The organism is Staphylococcus sp. Mo2-1, from assembly GCF_046721385.1.
GTDB classification, from domain to species: Bacteria; Bacillota; Bacilli; order Staphylococcales; family Staphylococcaceae; genus Staphylococcus; species Staphylococcus equorum_A.
In genome coordinates, this window is the sequence record NZ_JBEUUK010000001.1 from 2,259,210 (window position 1) to 2,284,156 (window position 24,947).

The following is a 24,947-nucleotide window of genomic DNA, read 5'->3' on the forward strand; positions in this document are numbered from 1 at the left end:
TCATTATATTTATTTCTTTTTCATTAAAATAGACCTGTTGGTTTTGTATCATAACTTACAAGTAAATTTTTAGTTTGTTGATAATGGTCTAACATCATTAAATGATTTTCTCGACCAATACCACTCATTTTATACCCGCCAAAAGCGACATGCGCTGGATAAGTATGATAATTATTAACCCATACACGTCCTGCTTGAATTCCTCTGCCTATGCGATACGCAGTATTTTGATTTCTCGTCCAAATACCTGCCCCAAGACCATAAATCGTATCATTCGCCATTTCTAGAGCTTCTTCATTTGTTTTAAAAGTTGCGACAGATAATACCGGACCAAATATTTCTTCTTGGAAAATACGCATACTTTGGTCACCTTTGAATATCGTTGGCTCAATATAAAATCCATTTTCTAAATTCTCGTTTTCTTGTCTAACATTTCCACCTACAAGAATTTCAGCACCTTCTTCTTTACCAATATCTAAGTATTTTTTGATTTTTTCTTGTTGCTCATTTGAAGTTTGCGCACCAACCATTGTTGTTTCATCTAAAGGATTTCCTAATTTTATTTTATTCACTTTTTCTATACATAAAGCTATAAATTTTTCATAGATGTCTTCATGAATAAGTGCTCTTGAAGGACATGTACATACCTCACCTTGATTTAGTGCAAACATGACTAAGCCTTCAACAGCTTTTTCTAAAAATTCGTCATCTTTATCCATGATATCTTTGAAAAATACATTCGGTGATTTACCACCCAGTTCAAGTGTAACCGGTATGACATTGTCACTAGCATTCTTCATAATAATTTTTCCAGTTGTTGTTTCACCTGTAAACGCAACTTTATTTATGTTTTTATGCGTGGCTAGTGCTTCACCAGTTTCATTGCCGAAGCCATTTACTATATTAAGCACACCTTCTGGTAAAATATCTTCTATCAGTTCAATAAAATGTAAAATCGATACTGGTGTTTGTTCTGCAGGCTTAAGTACCACTGTATTACCTGTTACAATCGCTGGAGCAATCTTCCAAGTTGCCATAAGTAAAGGGAAGTTCCAAGGGATAATTTGTCCAATTACACCTAATGGTTCTTTGTAATGATATGCAACTGTATCATTATCTATTTGTGAAATGCCACCTTCTTCGGCTCGAATCACACCTGCAAAATACCTAAAATGATCTACTACTAATGGTAAATCTGCAGTAAGTGTTTCTCTCACTGGCTTTCCATTATCAAAAGTTTCTATTACTGCTAAATATTCTAAATTTTCTTCAATGCGATCAGCTATATCTAACAATAACTGTGATCTTTCAGATAATGATTTTTTACCCCATTCAACTTGTGCTTTCTGGGCAGCTTCAACAGCTAAATCAACATCTTTTTGTGTGGACTTTGGTATCTTGGCATAACTTTCACCTGTAACTGGTGAAATATTATCAAAATAATTTCCTTCTTGGGGTTCAACCCATTTTCCACCTATAAAATTAGCATATTTCGATTTCACTTTGTATTTTGCATCTTCTTGATTTGGATTTGTATATATCATTGTAAAACCTCCTTTATTGGGTCTTATACCCTCACCAAAATAAAGTAAGCGCTTTCTTATATAATATTTGAATTTTATAAGAAAAGGCTCTCCACCCTTAATGGATGAAAAGCCTTTACAATATTATTTTATTATGACAATTTGTTTTCGTCTTCTTCTTTTTTTCTACGACGCATCACAAGCAATATTAAGCCGCCTAATCCTGCAATTAATGTGCCGAATAAAGTGCTATTACGTGTTTCATCTTGACCTGTTTCCGGCAATTCATTTTCTGAATTAAGTTTGTTGCTATTGGCGCGTTTTGATTTGTCATTAATATTTGAATCCAATGTATTGTTATTCAAAATACGATTGTCGCTTGTTTTTTTAATTTCTGAATTTTCGTTTGTACTTATATTTTGTGACTTGCTTAGCTTTCCTTTTTTAATTACAGTTTCACTTGTATTTAGTGTTTCTCCTGTATTTGGCGTTTCGCCTGTACTTGGTGTCTCGTCTGTATTTGGTGTTTCGCCTGTATTTGGCGTTTCGCCTGTACTTGGTCTCTCGCCTGTACTTGGTGCCTCGCCTGTACTTGGCGTTTCGCCTGTACTTGGTGCCTCGCCTGTACTTGGTGTTTCTCCTGTATTTGGCGTTTCTTCTTTATTAATAACTATAACTTTAGTACTTTCAGAAATATTTCCATCTTTATCGGTTGAAGTAACGGCGATTTCTTCTCCACCTACTAAATCAATGTTTGATGGAATATCTATTGTATAGTTTCCGTCTTCATCTGTTGTGCCTGTTACTGTTGTTCCATCTGGGAATGTTACGGTTACTTCTGAATTTGGTTCAGCAATACCACTGACTTGTGTATCTTCACTTGTTAACTCTTCCACCGTTGGTGCTTCTGGCGCTGTGATATCAGTTACAGTTGTTGATCCTTCTTCAGATACATTGCCGTCTTTATCAGTAGCTACAACTTTTACTTCTTCTCCACCTTCTAAATCAATGTTCGAAGGAATCTCTACTGTGTAATTGCCTTGCTCATCCGTTGTGCCAGTCGCTGTTGTTCCGTCTGGGAACGTTACTGTTACTTCTGAATTCGGTTCTGCTGTGCCACTGACTTGTGTAGCTTCACTCGTTACTTCTTTCACCGTTGGTGCTTCTGGTGCTGTCACATCAGTTACTGTTGTTGATCCTTCTTCGGATACATTGCCATCTTTATCAGTAGCTACAACTTTTACTTCTTCTTCACCTATTAAATCAATGTTCGAAGGAATCTCTACTGTGTAATTGCCTTGCTCATCTGTTGTACCTGTTGCTGTTGTTCCATCTGGGAATGTTACGGTTACTTCTGAATTTGGCTCTGCTGTGCCACTGACTTGTGTAGCTTCACTCGTTACTTCTTTCACCGTTGGTGCTTCTGGCGCTGTGATATCAGTTACTGTTGTTGATCCTTCTTCGGATACATTGCCATCTTTATCAGTAGCTACAACTTTTACTTCTTCTTCACCTATTAAATCAATGTTCGAAGGAATCTCTACTGTGTAATTGCCTTGCTCATCCGTTGTGCCAGTCGCTGTTGTTCCGTCTGGGAACGTTACTGTTACTTCTGAATTTGGTTCGGCTGTGCCACTGACTTGTGTAGCTTCACTCGTTACTTCTTTCACCGTTGGTGCTTCTGGTGCTGTCACATCAGTTACTGTTGTTGATCCTTCTTCAGATACATTGCCATCTTTATCAGTAGCTACAACTTTTACTTCTTCTTCACCTATTAAATCAATGTTCGAAGGAATCTCTACTGTGTAATTGCCTTGCTCATCTGTTGTACCTGTTGCTGTTGTACCATCTGGGAATGTTACGGTTACTTCTGAATTTGGCTCTGCTGTGCCACTGACTTGTGTATCTTCACTCGTTACTTCTTTCACCGTTGGTGCTTCTGGCGCTGTGATATCAGTTACTGTTGTTGATCCTTCTTCGGATACATTGCCATCTTTATCAGTAGCTACAACTTTCACTTCTTCTCCGCCTTCAAGCTCAACATTCTCTGGAATTTTTACTGTGTAGTTTCCTTCTTCATCTGTTGTACCTGTTGCTGTTGTTCCATCTGGGAATGTTACAGTTACTTCTGAATTTGGTTCAGCAGTACCACTAACTTGTGTATCTTCACTCGTTACTTCTTCCACCGTTGGTGCTTCTGGCGCTGTCACATCAGTTACTGTTGTTGATCCTTCTTCGGATACATTGCCATCTTTATCAGTAGCTACAACTTTTACTTCTTCTCCACCTTCTAAATCAATGTTCGAAGGAATCTCTACTGTGTAATTGCCTTGCTCATCCGTTGTGCCAGTCGCTGTTGTTCCGTCTGGGAACGTTACTGTTACTTCTGAATTTGGTTCAGCAGTACCACTGACTTGTGTAGCTTCACTTGTTAACTCTTCCACCGTTGGCGCTTCTGGTGCTGTCACATCAGTTACTGTTGTTGATCCTTCTTCAGATACATTGCCATCTTTATCAGTAGTTACAACTTTTACTTCTTCTCCACCTTCTAAATCAATGTTTGATGGAATATCTATTGTATAGTTACCGTCTTCATCTGTTGTGCCTGTTGCTGTTGTTCCGTCTGGGAATGTTACGGTTACTTCTGAATTCGGTTCGGCTGTGCCACTGACTTGTGTATCTTCACTTGTTACTTCTTTCACCGTTGGTGCTTCTGGCGCTGTGATATCAGTTACAGTTGTTGATCCTTCTTCAGATACATTGCCGTCTTTATCAGTAGCTACAACTTTTACTTCTTCTCCACCTTCTAAATCAATGTTCGAAGGAATCTCTACTGTGTAATTGCCTTGCTCATCCGTTGTGCCAGTCGCTGTTGTTCCGTCTGGGAACGTTACTGTTACTTCTGAATTTGGCTCTGCTGTGCCACTTACTTCTGTATCTTCACTTGTTAACTCTTCCACCGTTGGTGTCTCGGGTGCTGTGATATCAATAACTGTTGTTGTTGCTTCTTCAGATACATTGCCGTCTTTATCAGTAGCTACAACTTTTACTTCTTCTCCACCTTCTAAATCTACGTTTGATGGAATGTCTATTGTATAGTTACCGTCTTCATCTGTTGTACCTGTTACTGTTGTTCCGTCTGGGAATGTTACTGTTACTTCTGAATTTGGTTCTGCTGTGCCACTGACTTGTGTATCTTCACTTGTTAACTCTTCCACCGTTGGTGTCTCGGGTGCTGTGATATCAATAACTGTTGTTGTTGCTGTTTCAGATATATTACCCGCGTCGTCTTTTGAAGTCGCTGTGATTGATTCGCCGCCTTCAAGCTCAACTTTCTCTGGAATTTTTACTGTGTAGTTGCCTTGCTCATCTGTTGTACCTGTTACTGTTGTTCCGTCTGGGAATGTTACAGTTACTTCTGAATTTGGTTCAGCAGTACCACTAACTTGTGTATCTTCACTCGTTACTTCTTCCACCGTTGGTGCTTCTGGCGCTGTTATATCAATTACTGTTATTGTCGATGTTTCGGATATATTACCTGCGTCGTCTTTTGAAGTTGCTGTGATTGATTCGCCACCATCAAGTATTACACCATGAGGTATATCAATCGTATAATTGCCATTGCTATCTGTAGTTATCGCAGTATATCCTCCACCAGGAAAATTAATTCTAACTGACGTTCCTGGCTCTGCCGTCCCACTCACTTGTGTATCTTCACTTGTAACAGGATTAATTATTGGAGCGTCAGGTGCGGTTGCATCAGTAACCGTTATTGCTTTAGATGGAGAACTTGTCTTACCATTTTCACTAGCAGTTGAAGTCAGTACTGTACCTGCTTTAAGTGGATTAGATAATATAATGTTCCCAAAAGTAGTGTCACTTGCTATTTTCACTGTTCCTATTACATTGCGGTCGCTGTCAGTAACAGTGATTGTTGACCCTGTAGCACCATGAACAACAAGTACTGTATCATTATCATCTACTGGATCTATCGTCGGTGTAGGAACTATCGTATTATCAATAATATTAAATTTGCTTACTTCATCGTTATCATAATTTGGTGAATCAATAGCTATTGTATATACACCTGAAGGTGACTTAGGTATAACAACGCTAAATGTTCCATCACTATTTACTGATGCAGTACCAATGACTTGGTTATTGGCATTAATTACTTTTGCAGTTTGCGAAACTGCTCCTTCTTTTAATGGGACTGAACCACTTACTACAGTATCTGACATATTAATATCTGCAGCTATTGGTAAACCTACAAGTGGAGATGTTTTATATTTGACTACTTCATCTCCATCATTTTTCCCATCACCATCAGTATCTACAACCTCAGCATCACTAAATGATACTTGACGTTCATATCTATCTAACAGACCATCTTTATCATAATCTTGTAATGCTAATGTTGAAGTACCCATTGTATTATTGATAAGTAGACCGGCGTTATCAGTTAAATAGCCTGCAAATGTAAAATCTTCTTTTTGCTTAGTTGTTTCACTAATTAAATTACCTGCAGAATCATACAATGCTTCTTTAGTTAAGATATTATTTACACTTTGATTTAATTTTAAAACGATTCTCATACCTACAGTTTCTGGCAAACCATTATTGAATGATATCAAGTTGTTTAAATTCTCACTTGTGATTTTGCCATTACCAATCGAATCTAACGTTAAATCAGCTACTTTGTTAGCAGGATAATACGTTTTATCAAATCCACCTAAGCCGAGCATAATCATACATGTGTAATTCAGCGCCTTCGATATAAGGTAACAAATCTTTATCAATTTGATAATTGTATGACCATTGCTTATTTCCAGCCATATTATAATTGAAAATGCCATCTTTCATAACTTGTTGGTCTATTATAATGCCACCATTATTACCAATATCTGTATTAAACACCGCAGAGCCACTACTTGAGGTAAATGATTTACTATTTGCAGTGGATATCTTATCTTGTAACTGTATTAAATCTGAGTCTGCATTTGTTAAGAAATAGCCACTACTTTCTGTAGTACGTACAATTTTATTATCTCTAGAATCTCTCACAAACATTTGGTAATTTAATTTATTGTTACTTAAATCACCTGCTTCTTTAAGTATATTTCTTACTGTATCATCCAAATAAATCTTACCGTTTTCAGCTGTATATTGTCCTAACAATTCAGCACCACCAAACAATCCATCATTTGCTCTGATAAAATTAACTTCCCATGTATTTGTTGGATTACCTTGGTCATCAGTTAGACGTACTAATTCTACTGGATTGCTACGATTGGCTGGATTCACCGATATTTTAGTAACATGCTTAGCAATAATTGGATCTAGTTTCAAATCAATCTTATATCTATCCCCAGAGTTTGCTCCTGACATATAACTTTCAATATTAAAATTGATTTCTTTACCATCTAAAACAGCTTGAGAAGATAATGCTACTGGATCAAAGATTAAACTAGCGAATGTATAGTTGTCCATATAGTCAAGTGATTTATCTATTTGTTCATTTGGTTCACTGGCTGTTACCAATGCTGTTGGTGCTACCATAGTACGAAGCATAGTTCTTTTTGGCGTAGCTAAAATTGTATTCGCATCTTGTTCATTAGCTAATTGAATCGCTAGTGCTTTTAGGATTTCATTATTGATTTCTTCATCAGATGCTTCTTCAAAATTAATATTTGCTTGATCTATAATTGCTGTCGTATCTTCATCTGACAATTCAGTACTTAAATAGGATTTAACTTCTGCTTCTTTATCTGTAGTAGTTGATAGTTGTTGTGTCAAATCTGATTCAATTATTGTGTTTTCCGAATCTGTCTTTTCAGTTTTATTATTCACATTGCTGTCGCTAGCTATTTCTGTTCGTTATATTGCTTCTGTTTCTTCTTTTTGTATTTCTTCGTTAATTGACTCTGTTGGTTTCTGAGGTGTTTTCTCAATTTCTATTTTCTGTTCAGTAATTTCCGACTGGTTTTCATCAGTTGTTTTTGACTCATCCATATTTACTTCATCATTTGTAGTCGCTTTTTCTCCAGAATTTAATGATTCTTCAGTTGTTAATGTCTTTTCATTTACGTTAGTAGTTTGTGAATTTTCAGCTTTTGGTTCTTCAGTTTCTGTTGTTTCATTCGTTGATGTTTCTTCTTTAATAACATTATTTTCTGTAGTATCCGTATCGTTAACTTCTTGATTTTTGTTGTCTATAGAAGTCTCGCTAGCTGTATTTTCTTTTGCTGTTTCTACAGTATTATTCGTATCTTGAACATTTTCTGTAGTATCCGTTTCTATTTGTGATGTATTAGGTTCAGTCTTTTCTGCATTTTTCTCTGTATCTATAATTTCAGTTGAATTAGTAATTGATTCTTTTTCTACATTTTGCGTTTCTGTTTCAATGCTTTTTATATCACTTATATCCAATGCTTCCCCTTTATTAATTCTACTATCATTGGTTGTAATCGCGTCTAACTCAGTTGCTTGTGCTTCGCTTCCCACACCGAAGACTAATGTAGCTCCAATTAAAAGTGACGCCGTCCCAACTGTAAATTTCCTAATAGAATATTTATTCATTTTATTAGGTAAAAACCCTTGTTTGTTTTTCATAATATTTCCACCTCAAAATAGATTTGTACAACTCAATATTACACAATTAGTTTTAAAACACAAGAAGTTTTTTAATTTTTAATATCATCTAAAATAGAAAAGTTGAATTCCTTTAATAAATAATAAAACAAATAATGATTTTATGCGTTTACCTTATTAAATGTAAAATGCATTAGATAATAATTTAAAATGAATAGCATTAAAAAAGTTCTGCTTTTAAACTTGAAAGTTAACGATTAAGTTCGTGTAGGATTATACTGAAGGTTAATTGTAGGGTTTTACTATTAGATGTTATGCGTATACATGAACTTTATATTATTATTAATTAGTATTGAAAATTCAAAATAAACTTCTTATTGTATCTTAAAAGTAGCATTTGTAACTTGAGTTCTTAAATATTATAAATACAGTTGACATCAATGTAAATAAAAAAATAGAAGTTTAATAGTTAAAATAGTAAGAAATGTCATTAATTAATTTTGACATGTTTGTAGTATTTAAAAAAATTAAAATTAGATACAAAAATCCCTTGAAGCATGATACTTCAAGGGATAGTTTATTACTTATTATTTATTGTTTAATTCAAGTTCAGCATTATTTGCTTGTCGTATTTCTTTTAATAATGCGTAATCTTCAATTAATGATTTACCATAAGATGGAATGATTTCTTTCAACTTAGGTTCCCATTCAGCCATATAATCTGGGAAGTTTTTCTCGATTACTTCTAATGCAACTGAAACTGAAGTAGAAGCACCTGGAGATTCACCTAATAATGCAATTACAGAATGGTCTTTTGAATTTACAACTTCTGTACCGAATTGAATAAATCCTCTACCGTGTTCTTTTGTATCTTTGATAACTTGAACACGTTTACCAGCTTGCATAATATCCCAATCTTTATCTTTAGCATCAGGAACAAATCGACGTAATTCTTTCATTCGATCTTCTTTTTTAGCTAATACTTCTTGAATAGAATATTTAATTAACGGGAAGTTTTTCGCCGTCTGCAGCTAACATAGTGATTATGTTGCTAGGGTTAATTGATTTAAATAAATCTAAATTAGAACCATTTTTCAAGAATTTAGGGCCAATCGCCGCGAATGGTCCAAATAATAATGAGTTTTCATCTTGGATATAGCGTCTATCTAAGTGAGGCACCGTCATTGGCGGTGTACCTTCAGGTTCTTTACCATAAGCTTTAACTTCGTGCTTAGCTACAACATCAGGATTATTACATACTAAGAATTCTCCTGTAATTGGGAAACCACCTAAATGCTTACTTTCTGGAATACCAGTTTTTTGTAGCATTGGAATTGCAAGCACCACCTGCACCAATAAATAGATAGTCAGTAATGTGATGTTCTACTTTATTAGTTTTAAGGTCTTTAATTTTAACTTCCCATTTACCATCTTTACGACGGCTGAAGTCTTGAACTTCATGTTTGTAGAAAAGTTCTGCATTTTCATGTTCGTTTAAGTTTTTAGCCATTTTTCTTGTAAGTTCACCGAAGTTCACATCTGTACCTTCGTTTATTTTACTAGCCGCAACTACTTCTTCTGGATCGCGGCCTTCCATCATTAATGGCATCCACTCTTGTAGTTTTTTATGGTCTTCTGTATATTCTATACCTTTAAACATTGATAAAGGCGCAAGTGCTTCATAACGTCTCTTCAAGAAATTCACATTTTTATCGCCTTGCACAAAACTAATATGCGGTAATGGGCGTATAAATTCTTGTGGATCTTGAATTTGATTACTTTTTACTAAGTGAGACCAAAATTGTTTTGAAATCTCAAATTGTTCGTTAATTTCTTTTGCTTTTTCGATATCGATTGAACCGTCTTTTTGTTCAACTGTATAGTTCAATTCACATAATGCGGCATGTCCAGTACCAGCATTGTGGCGTTCGTTAGAACTTTCAATTGCAGGTTTTTCGAGTCTTTCAAAAAGTTTTATATTCCATTCTGGTGCAAGATCTTTTAACATCGTACCGAATGTTGTACTTAAAACACCAAGCACCAATTAAAATGACATCTTTTGAGTTAGATTCACTCATTTTTTTACCACCTCTCGTGATCACTTTTTAATTAATTATATAAGATAAAACATAGTTGTTTCGTTCTTGAGATAACACATACATCATTTTCACTACTGTATTTATACCCTTAAAACTATTTAATTATCATATAATCGTTTTCTCGATAAATATCTCTCTCTATATATGATAAATCAACACTAAGAAAATGTAAATTGTATATTGAGAGAATATTGTATCTAACTGAATTGTTCACTAAACATGTAAATACATTAAGACAAATTAATCACCGATAATAATATTATCTATTAGACGTGCCTGGCTAAATTTGACTGCCGACGATATAAAAATTCTATCTGTAATTTCATGTTGCTCGACAAGTTGAGGATAGCTATAAATTGCTACTGTTTCGATATCCCCGCTCGTATATTGTTGTATATAATCACGGGTAGCTTCAATGATTTTCAAACTGCTGCGTTCACCTTGATTATATAATGATTGTGCTAACTGCAAACTTTTATAGAGGTGAGGCGCTTCTGCTCTTTCATCTGGTGTTAAATAAATATTACGTGAACTTTTAGCTAGACCATCCGCTTCACGAACAATGTCTACGCCTACAATATCAATTGCATGATTAAAGTCTTCAACCATTTTTTCCACTATAGCTAACTGCTGTGCATCTTTTTTCCAAAATAAGCACGCTGTGGTTGTATAATATTGAACAGTTTATTTACTACTGTCACTACGCCGTCAAAATGACCCGGACGCTGTGCGCCTTCTAATACTGACGCTAGACGTCCAGCCTTCACTTCAATTGTAGGTTGTTCCGGATACATTTCTTTTTCACTCGGATAAAAAATATAATCTACGCCTACTGACAGTCGCTTTTGCTGTGTCACTTTCAATGTCTCGAGGATACGCATCTAAATCTTCATCAGGCCCAAATTGCAGTGGATTTACAAATACACTAATAACTGTCATATCATTTTCAGAAATAGATTGTGACATCATTTTTAAATGGCCCTCATGTAAGGCGCCCATCGTAGGTACAAAGCCCACTGATTTATTTGATTTTCTCCATTGCTTAGACATCTCAGTCATTTCTTCTATAGTAGTAATTAACTCAGTCATTCAGACACCTCATTCATGACCTGCTTTTTGTAAGTGTACGCATCACTCGGAAATTGTTGTGACTTAACTTCAGTATCATATTGAGATAATGCTTGAACACCTTTTGAAAAATCACCATATTGTTTAACAAATTTCGCTTGATGATTCACTTCATAATTTAGTAAATCGTGATACACCAATACTTGTCCATCTGTGCCTTTACCAGCGCCAATTCCAATAACTGGGATATCTAAATTTTCAGTGATTTTAGCAGCTAAATCGCTTGGAATAGCTTCTAACACTAACATAACAGCACCTGCTTGTTGTACAGCATACGCATCATTTATAAGTTGTTGCGCTGCTTCTTTGGTATTTGCCTGCATTTTATACCCTGTTATACCAACACTTTGGGGTGTTAACCCAAGATGTGAAACAACTGGGATACCCATATTGCTACAACTTTCAATATATTGAGTTAAATGCGCACCTTCAGCCTTAATCGCATTCGCTTGAGTTTGTTGATATAACTTTACAGCTGTTTCTAAATCCGACTGTTCGTTTACACCTACCGCACCAAAAGGCACATCTACAATTACAAATGTGTCTGGCGCACCTCGTCGTACAGCTTTGGCATGATGAATCATATCGTCTACTGTTACTTGTACTGTGCTGTCATAACCTAAGACCGTCATCCCTAATGAATCACCAACTAATATTGTATCTATCTGTGTCGCTTCAACTTGCTTCGCACTAGGATAATCATATGCTGTCACCATTGATATCTTATCGTTACTCTGTTTCATATCTATTAACTGATTTAATGTTTTCAATTAAAATCATCTCCGCAGTTTGTTATATTTGTATTGTTATCCATATACTAACCAATCTACTTAGAAAAGGAAATTAAAAACATGAACAAAATTGCAATAATTGGACCTGGCGCAGTAGGTAGCACGATTGCAATTGATCTTTTAGCAACACATCCTGATTTACGCTTACTCGGTCGCCGACCTCAAACGCTCACCTACTATGCCAATAATAATACTGAACATGAACGCACTTTACAGGTTACGCCATTAATAACTGATCAAAACCCAGTTGATGTTTTAATTATTGCTGTTAAAATACCTCAACTTGATGATGTATTAAGAGAAATGGAACATTTAATCCATGAGCAAACCATTATTATACTCGCTCAAAATGGGCACGGTCAGTTGTCACGCTTTGAACATCCTCACGTATTTCAAGCTGTTGTTTATATTAGCGGACAAAAATCTGATTCTACCGTAACGCATTATCGTGATCACAAACTCATTTTAGAAGATTGTCCAGAAACGCGTGCATTCCGTGATATTGTAGCGGGCTCTTCTTTAGAAGTTGAACTCACAAACGATATTGATTATGCCATTTGGTATAAACTGCTTGTTAATTTAGCCATTAATAGTGTCACTGCATTAAGTCGTCGTACTGCCGAAGTACTTCAAGTTCCGGGTATCAAACACCTTTGCAAGCAACTATTAGTTGAAGGTGTAGCCATTGCACAAGCTGAAAATGTGTACTTTGATGATGACATTGTCGATGATATTATGACAATTTACAAAGGTTATCCCAATCAAATGGGCACAAGTATGTATTATGACATCATCTCAGCTAATCCATTAGAAATAGCAGGCATCCAAGGCTTTCTATTCAAAAAAGCAAGAGAACATCAATTGGTTACACCTGTACTCGATACTATTTATCCACTATTATTGGCACAACAAAAATATTAATATGTTATTTTTTAAAATTTATTCTACTTGATATGCCAATATTAAAATTTATATTTCATTCGTTATCATGCTTTTCTTTCATATTGCTATAAACTGTTAATTTATTTTTATGCTGTTCATAAACAGTTCATAAAATCACTTTATATTATAGTTATTAACAATTTGGAGGAAGAAAAAATGAAAAAATTAATGTTCAGCTCTGCCTTTTATACTTTATTAGGATTACTTAGTGGTTTGTTTTATAGAGAAATGTCAAAAGGAGAAAATTTCAGCGATTATTCGCAATTAAATGTAACGCACACACATTTATTAGTTTTAGGTACAATTATGTTCTTGATTTTCATGGTTATCGAACATCAACTTAAATTGACTCGTAATAGTAAATTATTTAATAGTTTCTTTTATATTTTCCACTTAGGCGTATTAGTAACTGTAGCAATGCAATTTGTGAATGGTATTGCTACTATCAAAGGATTCAGTGTAAGTCCTGCAATCGCGGGCATTGCTGGTTTAGGTCACATCTTTATTTCTATCGCATTCATATTATTCTTTGTGTTATTAAACAAAAGAATTAACGCCACTGCAGAAAAAAGAAAATAGCATAACAAAAAATCTGTTCAAGTCTCAATAATAGAAACTTGAACAGATTTTTTTGTATTTTTTCAATTCCCTCCATATATAAAATTATTAAAAATTAATTCCATATTTTAATTCATTAAAATGTTAATGAATTAATTGACACTCTTGCTCACAGATTTCAGACGTGTACAATTGCGAGCAAGCGCTTACATAAGTCAGTATAAAATCCATTTTATGTTAGGAGAATTAATTTGATTACAGAATTCATTGATTTCTTAGATAAAATTATATGGAGTCCTCCGTTAGTTTTTGGTTTATTAATAACAGGACTGATATTTTCACTTATTACTCGCTTCGCACAAGTGAGACAATTTAAAGAAATGATACGTTTATTATTCAAAGGAGAAAAATCTCCACAAGGTATCTCTAGTTTTCAAGCTATTTCATTATCTTTAGCGGGCAGAGTTGGCACAGGGAATATCGTTGGTGTGTCAGCAGCCATATTTATTGGCGGCCCCGGTGCAGTCTTCTGGATGTGGGTGACAGCTTTACTAGGCGCAAGCACTGCATTTGTAGAGTCTACATTGGGACAAATATATAAACAAAAGGAAAATGGGGAATACAGAGGCGGCCCTGCTTATTACATTGAAAATGGTATTGGAGGAAAGTTCGGAAAAATATTTGCGTTGATATTTGCCATAGTGACTATTATTTCAATCGGACTTTTAATGCCAGGCGTACAGTCCAATGCAATTGCAACTTCATTACATAGTGCTTTTAGCGTTCCAAAATGGGCAGTCACTATTTTTCTCGTAATATTACTATCGCTTATCATTTTTGGTGGAATTAAACGCATTGCCAGTATGGCAACAGCAATTGTCCCTTTTATGGCTATAGCTTACATTTTATTAGCTGTTATTGTAATTTTTTTAAATATTGAAGAAGTTCCTGCATTGTTCGCACTTATTTTTAAATCTGCACTAGGGTTGCAATCTACTTTTGGTGGCATTATTGGCGCAATGATTGAAATTGGTGTAAAACGTGGATTATATTCAAATGAAGCAGGTCAAGGGACAGGGCCCCATGCAGCTTCAGCGAGCAGAAGTATCTCACCCAGCAAAACAAGGGCTTGTACAAGCTTTCTCAGCTTATATAGATACTATTTTCGTCTGTACAGCTACCGCATTAATTATTTTAATTTCAGGAACTTATAATACAACAGATGGCACAGAGAATACACAGGGACAGCCTAATTTAATTGAAGATAATGGTGTTTATGTATTGAATGCAGATGGCTCTAAAGATTTTTCTGGGACTGCCATGTATGTACAATCTGGTATCGATAAAGCATTTCAAGGTGATAGCTACCAATTTGATCCAAATTTTGCTGGGTTCGGCTCTTATTTTATAGCTATTGCATTGTTTTTCTTTGCATTTACTACCATATTAGCTTATTCGTACATTACTGAAACAAATATTGCGTATCTCACTAGAAATATGAGTACTAAAAAATCAAATTTTTATATTACATTGACTCGTTTCCTACTTATTTTTGCCACTGCATACGGCACTATTAAAACCGCTGATGCTCGCGTGGGCCATGGGCGATGTAGGTGTTGGTATGATGGCATGGCTAAATATTATAGCTATATGGATTTTATGTAAACCCGCCTTTCGTGCTTTAAAAGATTTTGAAAATCAGAAAAAATCGAAAGGCTCTGGCAGCTTGGCTGTTTATAAACCCACTCAACAAGATGCTCCTAATGCATATTTTTGGTTTAACAGAGAAAAAAATAATGAAGATGCTCATAAACAAGAATAATAAATATTCAGAGCAAAACTTTATAAACTTATTTTATAGTATGAATTATATAACAAAACCCATGCCCTCAACTACATCGAGGAACATGGGTTTTAATTTATTGATAGTCAATAACCATAGATATTAGAGTCATATTTTCTCCATTATTAATATAACTATGAGAGATGTCTGATTTGAACCTCAAGGCATCGCCTTCGCCTAAATGAAGCGTTTCATGTTCTAAATGCATTTCTAATTGCCCATCAATTACAATAATCGATTCCTCTGAACCGGATAAATGGGGTTCTGCATCTAATGTTGCTCCTGGATCGAGCTCTACATAAAAGAATTCAAAGGACTTACTCTTTTCAAATGGGAAATATGGATAAACACGATATTTTCCCTCATCTTCAGTCACAGGTACAACATCTTCTTTTTTTAACTGTGTATAATCTGACTCTGCCTCATTCATTAAACTACTAAACGATAATTTTAAACCATTACTAATTTTCCAAACGGTATTTATTGAAGGAATCGTATTACCTTTTTCAATTTCATTTAATGAAGATGTGCTCACCCCTGTGAGTTTTGATAATTTGTCCAAGCTAATCTTATTTTTCTTTCTATATAAGTAAATATTCTTAGCTACTATTTTATGAAATTCCATTATTTGACCCCTTTTATATTGACTTTCCTGTTCAATGGATATAAAATCCTTTTAAAAGGAAATATCCTATTGAGCGGAAGTTTTGTGATTATATTTCCATAATACAGGATAATGAAGGGAGAATGCAATTTGTTTATATCATTTATTTTTTATACGTTTTTTATGAGTTATACCCCTGGCCCTAACAATTTATTAGCATTAGACGGCGTTTTAAAATTAGGTCTTAAAGGCACTGCGAAATTCTTAATTGGTATTGGATTAGGTTTTTTAACGCTTTCCATGTTTTGCTTGTTATTTAGTGAATATATGGTCGCTTACTTTTCAAGTTTTATATTTGTAATTAAAATAGTGGGATTTATTTACTTATTGTATCTTGCTTATTCTGTATTTAAACATGATAGTAAAGACGCTCAACAAAGCAATACGTATCGTATGAGAGATGGTTTGCTTCTTCAATATATGAATCCTAAAACAATCGTTTATGTACTTACTGCTATCGTGACCTATGTCACTACTCAAAATATAAGTTTTCTTGCTACACTGAGTTATACAATTATCATTGCACTTATCGGTGTTTCAGGTGCAGTCGCACTGGGCCGTTATGGGCCTTTGTTTTAAAAAAATTCTATTAAAATATGAATTCATCTATAAAGTTAGTATGTCTGCATGTCTTGTAGTTTTAGCATTTATGATGATTTTAGAATGATTATTATCAAATTGAACTTTATTAAATTTCCTTTGAATTTACTTTTTAATTCTCACTATTAGGGAATAAAATATATAGAGGTGATTCATATATGGATAATACTAATTTAACTAACAAGATTAACGAAATACTCAACACATCACGTGTCGGGGTGTTATCTACCGCATATAATCATATACCTAACAGTAGATATATGATTTTTTATAATGACGGTAACACGCTTTATACAAAAACAAATGTTAACTCAATAAAAATTGAAGAAATTGAGTCAAACCCACGTGCACATATTTTAATTGGTTACGATGATACAAATAATCGTAGTTTTCTAGAAATTGATGCCACATTATCAATTGTTCAAGATCAAGAAACAATTGATTGGTTATGGAAAAACCAAGACAAATCATTTTTCGATAACAAAACTGACCCAGAACTATGTGTAGTTAAAGCTCATCCAAAATCTCTTAAGATAATGAATGATAAAACATTAGACGAACCACAAACTATAAATTTTGAAGGTTAATTTTCAAAACACTTGTATAAGTAATAACTTATACAAGTGTTTTGTCTTTCGTTAAATAATCTACGATTCAAGATACACTGTCTTTTTCACATAGAAAATGAATACATTCTATATTTAAATAGGTTATTATAGAAGTAAGCTTTATAAAATAAGTTGAAAATGAATTTTTTAATTTATATAAATCTAGTGACAATTTACATATAGGAGGTAATTTATGTTTTTAGCATGGAATGAAATTAAACGTAACAAGTTGAAATTCAGCTTGATTATCGGTGTCTTAATTATGATTAGTTACCTACTCTTCCTTTTATCTGGCTTAGCAAGCGGACTGATGAATATGAATAGGGAAGGTATCGATAAATGGCAAGCCGATGCTATTGTATTAAATAAAGATGCAAATGAAACTGTAGAGCAGTCTTCGTTCAATAAAGATGATGTCGGAAATACATATGATAAACAAACGACTTTAAAACAGACAGGTGTTATCGCTTCTAATGGTAATGCAGAAGAAAATGCCTTACTATTTGGTGTCACTTCTGATTCTTTCCTAGTACCTGATATGATAGAAGGCAAAAAAGTTAAATCTGACAATGAAGTAGTAGCCGATGAAACTCTAAAAGATAAAGGATTTAAAATAGGAGATAAATTATCGTTATCACAATCAGATGAAAAATTGAAAATTGTAGGCTTTAGTGAAAGTGCTAAATACAATGCCTCTCCAGTGCTGTTTTCTAATAATAGTACAATACAAAAAATTAATCCTTCATTAAATGAAGATAAAACCAATGCGGTCGTGGTCAGAGATAAAGATTGGAATAAACAAGATTTAAATAGTGATTTAGAAGCTATAGAAATTGAAAGTTTCGTTGAAAACTTACCAGGTTATCAAGCTCAAAACTTAACGTTAAACTTTATGATTACATTCTTATTTATTATTTCTGCAACAGTGATTGGCATCTTTTTATATGTCATTACGTTACAAAAAACTAATTTATTCGGTGTGTTAAAAGCACAAGGTTTCACAAATGGATATTTAGCAAAAGTTGTATTATCACAAACGTTCATCATTGCGATGATTGGTACAGTGATTGGTCTTGCGCTAACTTTACTTACTGGTGCCTTTTTACCAAGTGTGGTCCCAGTTAAATTTGATGTTACTACGTTATTAGTATACGGCGTCGTCCTTATCATAGTTTCTCTATTAGGTAGCCTCTTCTCGATATTGACGATTAGAAAAGTAGATCCACTCAAGGCAATAGGATAAATAGGAGTGTATAAATAAATGCTAGAATTTAAAAACGTCACTAAAAGCTTTAAAGATGGGAATCAAACAATTGAAGCTGTAAAACCTACATCTTTGAAATTTAATAAAAATGAACTGATTGCCATTATCGGACCCTCTGGTTCTGGAAAAAGTACATTCCTAACAATGGCCGGCGCATTACAGACGCCCACATCTGGTGAAATTATCATCAATGATAAACAAGTATCTCAACTTTCGCTGAAAGAATTAGCCAAAACGAGGATGCAAGAAATCGGTTTTATTCTTCAAGCTACGAATCTTGTGCCATTTCTAAATGTAAAACAGCAATTTAAGTTACTACAAAAACAGAAAAAAGATGTGCTAGACGAAGCAAGTTATAACCAACTTGTTAAGCAACTTGATATTGCGGTGCTTGAGAATAAACTCCCAAGTGAAATATCTGGCGGACAAAAGCAACGCGTTGCGATTGCTAAAGCACTTTATACAAAACCATCAATTATTTTAGCTGACGAACCAACCGCTTCATTAGACACGAACAATGCAATGGAAGTAATGAAAATTTTAAAAGAACAAACGATGGAACAAAACAAAACTTGCATCGTTGTTACGCATGATGAACGACTAACTGAGTATTGTGATAGTGTATATCACATGGAAGATGGTATGCTTACGCTCACTCAGGACAACAAAGCATAATAAAATCCCTTCATAGTATTCACATTTAAGTGCATATTTATGAAGGGATATTTTTATTTTAATTAATAATTAAAATCATATAATTAAATTTGTGATTAATATTAAAATAAGACCTACCACAGATAATATAGACTCTAGTAGTGTCCATGTTAAAAATGTTTCTTTCATAGTTAAGCCAAAGTATTCTTTGAACATCCAGAAACCTGCATCATTAACATGTGAACAGAAAATACTCCCTGCTCCAATTGCTAATACTACTAAAGAGATATTCACATCTGCAGTTTGTAATAAAGGTAATACAATTCCTACTGAAGATATCGCCGCTACTGTCGTGGAGCCTAATGCTGTACGTAATAAAGCAGCAGCTAGCCATGCAAGAACGATTGGTGACATTTCTGTGCCTTTAAATATTTCTGATATAGTGTCACCAACGCCACCATCAATTAATATTTGTTTGAACGTCCCACCACCACCAATGATAAGTATTAACATAGCAATTGGTGTAATTGCGTTAGAAACAGTGTCCATAATTTCCTTCATTGTTTGATTACGTCTAATTCCCATTGTATATATCGCAAACAACACAGCGATAAGCATTGCAGTTACAGAAGTACCAATAAAGTAAATAAAACCTTCAAATCCTTTGGCATTACCATCATCATTACCCGTAATGAGTTGTACCACTGTCGCCAATAACATCAATATAACTGGCGCAAGTGCTGTTAGTAGACTAATACCAAAACTAGGTAATTGATCTTGATCGTATTCCTTCATTTCTCCAACTGCTACTTGATTTCCTTCTCTTTTAAAAGCTTCTGGTGTCAGCTTATGTGCAATTATAGGAAATGTTCCGCCAACAATAATTGCTAATGGAATTCCAATAATAATTCCATACATTAACACATAACCAATATTTGCATTAACAGCTTCAGAAATCGCTACAGGACCTGGATGAGGTGGTAAAAATCCATGTGTTATAGCAATTGATGTTGCCATTGGTAATCCGACTTTTAAATTTGAGATTTCCATTCTTTTTGCTAATGTAAATACTAATGGAATTAATAATACAAATGCTACTTCTAAAAATAATGAAATACCAATAATAAATGAAGCAATAATCATAGCCCATGTCACATATTTTTCACCAAAAACGTTTATAAGTGTGTCTGCAATACGTGTTGCACCACCACCGTCAGATAACAGTTTTCCTAAAATGGACCCTAGACCAAAGATAATGGCAATATGCCCTAAAGTATCGCCCATACCTTTTTCAATAGTTGTGACAATCGTGTCTAAAGGCATACCTAGCAATATACCTGTTACCATTGAAGTAATGATTAATGCAATAAATGTATTTAATTTAAGCCAAATAATTAACATTAATAATATAAGTACCCCTATTACTACAGCAATTAATGGCCACATTTCTCCCATCATTTTATCTCCCTACCTTCTAATTCTCTTTTATACTACTGTTCATTTTGTATACATTGGTTAACGTATTAGTACTACCAATATTTCCCGGGAAAATAACATAAGGCATATTAGAATATTTTGCTTCTTCACCAGTCATCCACACAGGTACGCCCTGTGTTATTTGCCCAATTACTTGTGCTTTTTTAATTTCCAAGCCTTTAGTTGCAACATCACTAGAAGTTATTCCGCCTTTTGCAATAATAAACTTTGGTTTTATGCTTAAGCCCCTTACAATTTCTACCAAAGCATTTGAAATGTTTGTAGAAATCCCTAAATTATTTGTTAAATCTTCAGTTTTTATAACATCTCTAGAAGTATACACAACCACATCTTTACTATTTTTAATTAAATCTTCTACTTCTTGAATTCTTTTATCTATATATATGTTTAAATCTGCTTTAGTAACTGACTTAACATCAAATTCAATTGGATTGATATGCGTATTATTTAGTAAATGATGTAATTGTAATGATGTTTTCTTCACATGTGATCCAACGATAATCAAACCACCATGGTTATTATTACTAAATTGATTTAGGTTAATGATTTCACCTGGAGTCTGACACATCGATTTCACAAAGGACGTCGCTGTTCTAAACATAAATTTCTTATCATCATTCGCTAAAAATGCAGTTAAACAAGAGACAAAATAATCCATATCTTCATCATTCAATGCATCTACCACTACTGCATCAAAGTTTGATACTTCGTGAAATGTTTGTAATATACTTTCCTTATTTCTTTCTCTTATTTGAGATAGTGTAATGTGGTGTACATTTTCAGCTTTAACGTCACCAGAACTCTTCTCTTCTATAAAATCTGCCATCGTTTGGGATTCAAAACCAAATGTAGTATCATTGGCAAATTCACTTTCAGAAACAGGGGTATATCTCCCATCTTCTTTAAGATAATGGACGCCGTTATATGTATACCTCTCACCTTCAAAAAATTCCGGTAAATAAAACACCGCATCAAATGCTTGTTCTGAAGCTTCACTTAAGACCTTAGGTTCTAGGTAAAAGTGACCTCTTAGAGTGGAATCACCCCTACTAATTACAATAAACGGGTAGTCTAAACGTCGAGAAACCAATTCTATATTTCGACTAATCTCCTGATGCAATTTTGTCGTTTCTTGTTCATTCAATGCTCTAGAATTAGTTAATATATAAAACATATGATTCTCTTGCTTAAATCCATCTTCAATTAAATCTTCCGACCAATCTGTATACACAGGTAAGTCTTTAACTGTTTGTGTACCAGTTGGATCATCATCCAAAACTATGATTTTATATTTAAAGTCATCTAACTGCTTATCAATCTCGTCATTGTTTTTTTGGTTAATTATATCTTCAGTTAGCACTTTCTCACCTCATTTATATATTATTAATTTTTTCAAAATATTTTATAATACCAGAATGATCATTTGCGCCATTCCCTTGGGCTACTTCTGATTTATATATTTCTTTGACTTGGTTTGCTAAAGGTAATGTAAGTCCAACTGTATCTGCTGTCGAACTTACATTCTTCATATCTTTCAGGTTTATATTAAGTGTGCCACCAGGTTGATAATCTTCTTCAATCATCTTAGGAAATTTTGCTTCCATAACATTTGAACCTGCAAGGCCGCCTTTAATTGCCTCATGCATACTTTCTAAGTCAATATCAAATTTTTTCGCAAGTACAACTGCTTCAGAAAGTGTTGCGATATTTGTATTTACTATAATTTGATTCGCTAATTTAACAACACTTCCCGCACCAACATCACCGACTCTTATCACAGATTTTGCAATTGGTTTTAGAACGCTCTGAACGATTTCTAAATCTGATTCATCACAACCAATCATGACTGAGAGTTCACCAGTAATTGCTAATGGCTCACCGCCACTTACAGGTGCGTCTATATATTTAATTTGCTTTTCTTTCAAAACTTTACTTATCTCTAACGACTCATTTGGCGTTAACGAACTTGTATCAACAACTGTCTGAACACTAATATCTGACTGATTTAAAATTGCATCTTTTCCACTATATAAAACTGCTTTTACAATTTCACCATTAGGTAATGAAGTAATAATGTGATCTACTTCTTGAGCCATTTGTTTTACAGATACTGCTTGTGCCCCCTCATTAATAACTTCTGCTTCTGCTTCTTTATTTAAATCATTAACGAGAACCGTTACATTCTCTTTCAAGTAATGCTTAACCATTGGTTTTCCCATTATACCGAGACCAATAAATCCTATTTTCATAAATTACACCCTCCTGAAAACGTTTACAAACATTATTGTATACTAGAACGGTTAAAATGTATACATTTATTCAAAGAATTATTTATAGTACACTTATTATAATGAGGTGAAGAAATTGAACACTAATGAATTAACTGTTTATCAAAAGATTAGAAATGATATTATTTCTGGTGAATTAAAAAAAGATGAAAAGATTACAGAAGCTAAACTTGCTAAGAAGTATGATGTAAGCAGAACACCTATACGCGAGGCTTTGAAACAACTAGAATTAGAATATTTTATTAAAAACTCTTATATTTTCATGCCAACAAGTGAAGAATATAGACAAATTTTTGAAATGCGTATTTTATTAGAAACCTATGCATTAAGAAAAGCGACAGTAGTATACACAAAAGAAGATTTAGAAGAATTAAATAAGTATGCCGAAATAAATATCGATAAAGAATCTGAATCTCAAATTATTGAAACGAATGACAAGTTCCATCAAAAGATTATTGCAGCTACAAATAATCAATTTATACTCGATACGTATCAAAAATATAAAAGTTTTATCTATCTATTTAGTCAAACTGTGATTAATCAACGCCGTCCTGGATTAATCGAAGAACATAAGGAAATTGTTGCGGCACTATTTAACAGAGACATAGATTTAGCTGTTGAATTATTAGAAACACATCTTAAAAATGATTTAGAATTCAGTCTCTATTATTTAGATTTTAAAAAAACTGAATAACATCAAATAGGCATAGATACATAGTAATTCAATGTATCCATGCCTATTTTTATTTCGACTAATTATAGATTTCTAGAACTAATATAACTAAATGAAAACTATGTATACTTATAATAGTTCACAGTTATTGCTTTTTTCCACTTTCGACATATATTATAGATAACTAGTATACTTTTTATACTACATCGGTTTATTTTCTTTTAAATAGGTAATGAGTATTAAAACTAGAAATTATCATAATGCGGGGGTACACATATGAATATTGTCGGTCATCATCACATTTCAATGTATACAAAAGATGCTCAAATAAACAAAGACTTCTACACTCAAATATTAGGATTACGCTTGGTTGAAAAATCTGTGAACCAAGATAATCCAACTATGTATCACTTATTTTTCGGTGATGAAATTGGCTCTGTCGGTACGTTACTAAGTTTTTTTGAAATTCCAAATGTAGGTAAGAATCGTCCTGGTACAAATTCTATACATCGTTTATCACTACTTGTTCCAAATGAAGTCGCACTATCTTATTTCAAGTCACGTCTCACAGATGCTAATATTACGACAACTGATATGACATATTTAAATCAGCCGAGCACTATTATTTAAAGATGTCGATAATCTAGAAATCGTATTGCTTGTTAACGATGATTATAAAATCCCCACAACTTGGAGAAAAAATCCTTATACGGATGTTCCTGTACAACATCAAATATTAGGTATGGGACCCGTTGAGCTTAGAGTACGTAAAGCTCAACCAACCATCGATTTTTTAAAAAACGAATTAAATTACGCACTTCGTCAAGACACTGACGAAACAGTTATGACATTAGATCAAGAAGGTTTGTATACTGATTTTGTAGTTATTGAACAACAAGGGGAACGTGCGCGTCCTGGTCAAGGATATGTACATCATATCGCCGTGAACACACCAAAAGATTCAAATTTAGAAGCCGTATTAAATACAATCAATCATAACCCAGGAAATAATAGTGGTATTATAGACCGCTACTTTTTCAAATCTCTTTATTATCGACATAATAGTATTATGTATGAATTTGCAACTGCCTCACCTGGATTCACGGTTGATACAGATATTGAAAACCTAGGAAAACAACTCAATTTGCCAGATTTTATGGAAAACCAAAGAACAGAAATAGAGTCTAAACTACATGATTTATAAAGGATGATACGATATGGCTA

At 33.9% G+C, this 24,947-nt stretch carries 16 protein-coding genes and 4 pseudogenes; 9 read left to right on the plus strand and 11 right to left on the minus strand.

The window, feature by feature from the left end:
• Positions 1-23: 23 nt before the first annotated feature.
• The 7 genes and pseudogenes from ABLV95_RS11465 to panB all read right to left on the minus strand — a co-directional run bounded on the left by ABLV95_RS11465 (position 24) and on the right by panB (position 12,111).
• A complete protein-coding gene (locus ABLV95_RS11465; RefSeq protein ID WP_460872115.1) occupies positions 24-1,544 on the minus strand; it encodes an aldehyde dehydrogenase family protein in 1,521 nt (506 codons plus the stop codon).
• A gap of 131 nt (positions 1,545-1,675) precedes the next feature.
• Positions 1,676-6,268: an Ig-like domain-containing protein gene (locus ABLV95_RS11470; protein WP_460875740.1), complete on the minus strand. Its 4,593-nt coding sequence runs from the start codon at positions 6,266-6,268 to the stop codon at positions 1,676-1,678.
• Positions 6,246-7,373, minus strand: a complete 1,128-nt coding sequence (locus ABLV95_RS11475) for a hypothetical protein (RefSeq protein WP_460872118.1) — start codon at positions 7,371-7,373, stop codon at positions 6,246-6,248. The genes ABLV95_RS11470 and ABLV95_RS11475 overlap by 23 nt, the downstream gene beginning before the upstream one ends.
• Before the next feature lie 27 nt (positions 7,374-7,400).
• A complete protein-coding gene (locus ABLV95_RS11480) occupies positions 7,401-8,135 on the minus strand; it encodes a YSIRK-type signal peptide-containing protein (protein ID WP_460872119.1) in 735 nt (244 codons plus the stop codon).
• Positions 8,136-8,701: 566 nt separating this feature from the next.
• Positions 8,702-10,192, minus strand: a pseudogene (gene mqo / locus ABLV95_RS11485) (malate dehydrogenase (quinone)).
• Between the two features lie 261 nt (positions 10,193-10,453).
• A pseudogene (panC, locus tag ABLV95_RS11490) lies at positions 10,454-11,302 on the minus strand (pantoate--beta-alanine ligase).
• Positions 11,299-12,111, minus strand: a complete 813-nt coding sequence (panB, locus tag ABLV95_RS11495) for a 3-methyl-2-oxobutanoate hydroxymethyltransferase (RefSeq protein WP_460875742.1) — start codon at positions 12,109-12,111, stop codon at positions 11,299-11,301. Before panB ends, panC begins: the two are co-directional and overlap by 4 nt.
• Positions 12,112-12,192: 81 nt before the next feature.
• Here panB and ABLV95_RS11500 point away from each other — a divergent pair, with 81 nt between their 5' ends.
• From ABLV95_RS11500 to ABLV95_RS11510, 3 genes and pseudogenes are all read left to right on the plus strand, one after another.
• Positions 12,193-13,053, plus strand: a complete 861-nt coding sequence (locus ABLV95_RS11500) for an oxidoreductase (RefSeq protein ID WP_427705995.1) — start codon at positions 12,193-12,195, stop codon at positions 13,051-13,053.
• 177 nt (positions 13,054-13,230) lie between these two features.
• Positions 13,231-13,653 (plus strand): DUF2871 domain-containing protein, encoded by a 423-nt coding sequence (locus ABLV95_RS11505; RefSeq protein ID WP_069818133.1) that lies wholly within the window; start codon positions 13,231-13,233, stop codon positions 13,651-13,653.
• Between the two features lie 230 nt (positions 13,654-13,883).
• Positions 13,884-15,454: pseudogene (locus tag ABLV95_RS11510) on the plus strand (alanine/glycine:cation symporter family protein).
• A gap of 97 nt (positions 15,455-15,551) precedes the next feature.
• Here the strand turns inward: ABLV95_RS11510 and ABLV95_RS11515 are convergent.
• The gene (locus tag ABLV95_RS11515) at positions 15,552-16,100 is read right to left on the minus strand and encodes a helix-turn-helix domain-containing protein (RefSeq protein ID WP_069818131.1); all 549 of its coding nucleotides are present in this window, start codon (positions 16,098-16,100) and stop codon (positions 15,552-15,554) included.
• Positions 16,101-16,229: 129 nt separating this feature from the next.
• Between ABLV95_RS11515 and ABLV95_RS11520 the strand changes: the two genes are divergently transcribed.
• The 4 genes from ABLV95_RS11520 to ABLV95_RS11535 all read left to right on the plus strand — a co-directional run bounded on the left by ABLV95_RS11520 (position 16,230) and on the right by ABLV95_RS11535 (position 19,286).
• Positions 16,230-16,718 carry a LysE family transporter gene (locus tag ABLV95_RS11520; RefSeq protein WP_460875744.1) on the plus strand — a complete coding sequence of 163 codons (489 nt, stop codon included), beginning with the start codon at positions 16,230-16,232 and terminating at the stop codon, positions 16,716-16,718.
• Positions 16,719-16,897: 179 nt separating this feature from the next.
• Positions 16,898-17,326: a pyridoxamine 5'-phosphate oxidase family protein gene (locus tag ABLV95_RS11525; RefSeq protein ID WP_427705989.1), complete on the plus strand. Its 429-nt coding sequence runs from the start codon at positions 16,898-16,900 to the stop codon at positions 17,324-17,326.
• A 214-nt stretch (positions 17,327-17,540) separates the two neighbouring features.
• The gene (locus ABLV95_RS11530; RefSeq protein WP_427705987.1) at positions 17,541-18,590 is read left to right on the plus strand and encodes an ABC transporter permease; all 1,050 of its coding nucleotides are present in this window, start codon (positions 17,541-17,543) and stop codon (positions 18,588-18,590) included.
• A gap of 18 nt (positions 18,591-18,608) precedes the next feature.
• The gene (locus ABLV95_RS11535; protein WP_069818127.1) at positions 18,609-19,286 is read left to right on the plus strand and encodes an ABC transporter ATP-binding protein; all 678 of its coding nucleotides are present in this window, start codon (positions 18,609-18,611) and stop codon (positions 19,284-19,286) included.
• A 75-nt stretch (positions 19,287-19,361) separates the two neighbouring features.
• Here the strand turns inward: ABLV95_RS11535 and ABLV95_RS11540 are convergent, their stop codons facing one another.
• From ABLV95_RS11540 to ABLV95_RS11550, 3 genes are read right to left on the minus strand one after another with little or no spacing between them, the layout of a single operon-like run.
• Positions 19,362-20,723, minus strand: coding sequence for a gluconate:H+ symporter (locus ABLV95_RS11540; protein WP_427705985.1), 1,362 nt, complete (start codon positions 20,721-20,723; stop codon positions 19,362-19,364).
• A gap of 16 nt (positions 20,724-20,739) precedes the next feature.
• Positions 20,740-22,122: a four-carbon acid sugar kinase family protein gene (locus ABLV95_RS11545; protein WP_460875747.1), complete on the minus strand. Its 1,383-nt coding sequence runs from the start codon at positions 22,120-22,122 to the stop codon at positions 20,740-20,742.
• A 13-nt stretch (positions 22,123-22,135) separates the two neighbouring features.
• Entirely contained in the window at positions 22,136-23,011 is an 876-nt protein-coding gene (locus ABLV95_RS11550) for an NAD(P)-binding domain-containing protein (protein ID WP_460875748.1), read from the minus strand.
• A 106-nt stretch (positions 23,012-23,117) separates the two neighbouring features.
• On the opposite strand from ABLV95_RS11550, the gene ABLV95_RS11555 reads away from it, so the two are divergent.
• Together ABLV95_RS11555 and ABLV95_RS11560 are read left to right on the plus strand one after the other, a co-directional pair.
• The gene (locus tag ABLV95_RS11555; RefSeq protein WP_460872125.1) at positions 23,118-23,744 is read left to right on the plus strand and encodes a GntR family transcriptional regulator; all 627 of its coding nucleotides are present in this window, start codon (positions 23,118-23,120) and stop codon (positions 23,742-23,744) included.
• Positions 23,745-23,999: 255 nt separating this feature from the next.
• A pseudogene (locus tag ABLV95_RS11560) lies at positions 24,000-24,927 on the plus strand (VOC family protein).
• Positions 24,928-24,947: the final 20 nt, after the last annotated feature.

What these genes read in the sequence shown, in the direction of transcription:
- ABLV95_RS11465 (WP_460872115.1), bottom strand. Translation starts at nt 1,544, where the DNA reads ATGATATATACAAATCCAAATCAAGAAGATGCAAAATACAAAGTGAAA.
- ABLV95_RS11470 (WP_460875740.1), bottom strand. Translation starts at nt 6,268, where the DNA reads ATGCTCGGCTTAGGTGGATTTGATAAAACGTATTATCCTGCTAACAAA.
- ABLV95_RS11480 (WP_460872119.1), bottom strand. Translation starts at nt 8,135, where the DNA reads ATGAAAAACAAACAAGGGTTTTTACCTAATAAAATGAATAAATATTCT.
- ABLV95_RS11500 (WP_427705995.1), top strand. Translation starts at nt 12,193, where the DNA reads ATGAACAAAATTGCAATAATTGGACCTGGCGCAGTAGGTAGCACGATT.
- ABLV95_RS11505 (WP_069818133.1), top strand. Translation starts at nt 13,231, where the DNA reads ATGAAAAAATTAATGTTCAGCTCTGCCTTTTATACTTTATTAGGATTA.
- ABLV95_RS11515 (WP_069818131.1), bottom strand. Translation starts at nt 16,100, where the DNA reads ATGGAATTTCATAAAATAGTAGCTAAGAATATTTACTTATATAGAAAG.
- ABLV95_RS11525 (WP_427705989.1), top strand. Translation starts at nt 16,898, where the DNA reads ATGGATAATACTAATTTAACTAACAAGATTAACGAAATACTCAACACA.
- ABLV95_RS11530 (WP_427705987.1), top strand. Translation starts at nt 17,541, where the DNA reads ATGTTTTTAGCATGGAATGAAATTAAACGTAACAAGTTGAAATTCAGC.
- ABLV95_RS11535 (WP_069818127.1), top strand. Translation starts at nt 18,609, where the DNA reads ATGCTAGAATTTAAAAACGTCACTAAAAGCTTTAAAGATGGGAATCAA.
- ABLV95_RS11540 (WP_427705985.1), bottom strand. Translation starts at nt 20,723, where the DNA reads ATGATGGGAGAAATGTGGCCATTAATTGCTGTAGTAATAGGGGTACTT.
- ABLV95_RS11550 (WP_460875748.1), bottom strand. Translation starts at nt 23,011, where the DNA reads ATGAAAATAGGATTTATTGGTCTCGGTATAATGGGAAAACCAATGGTT.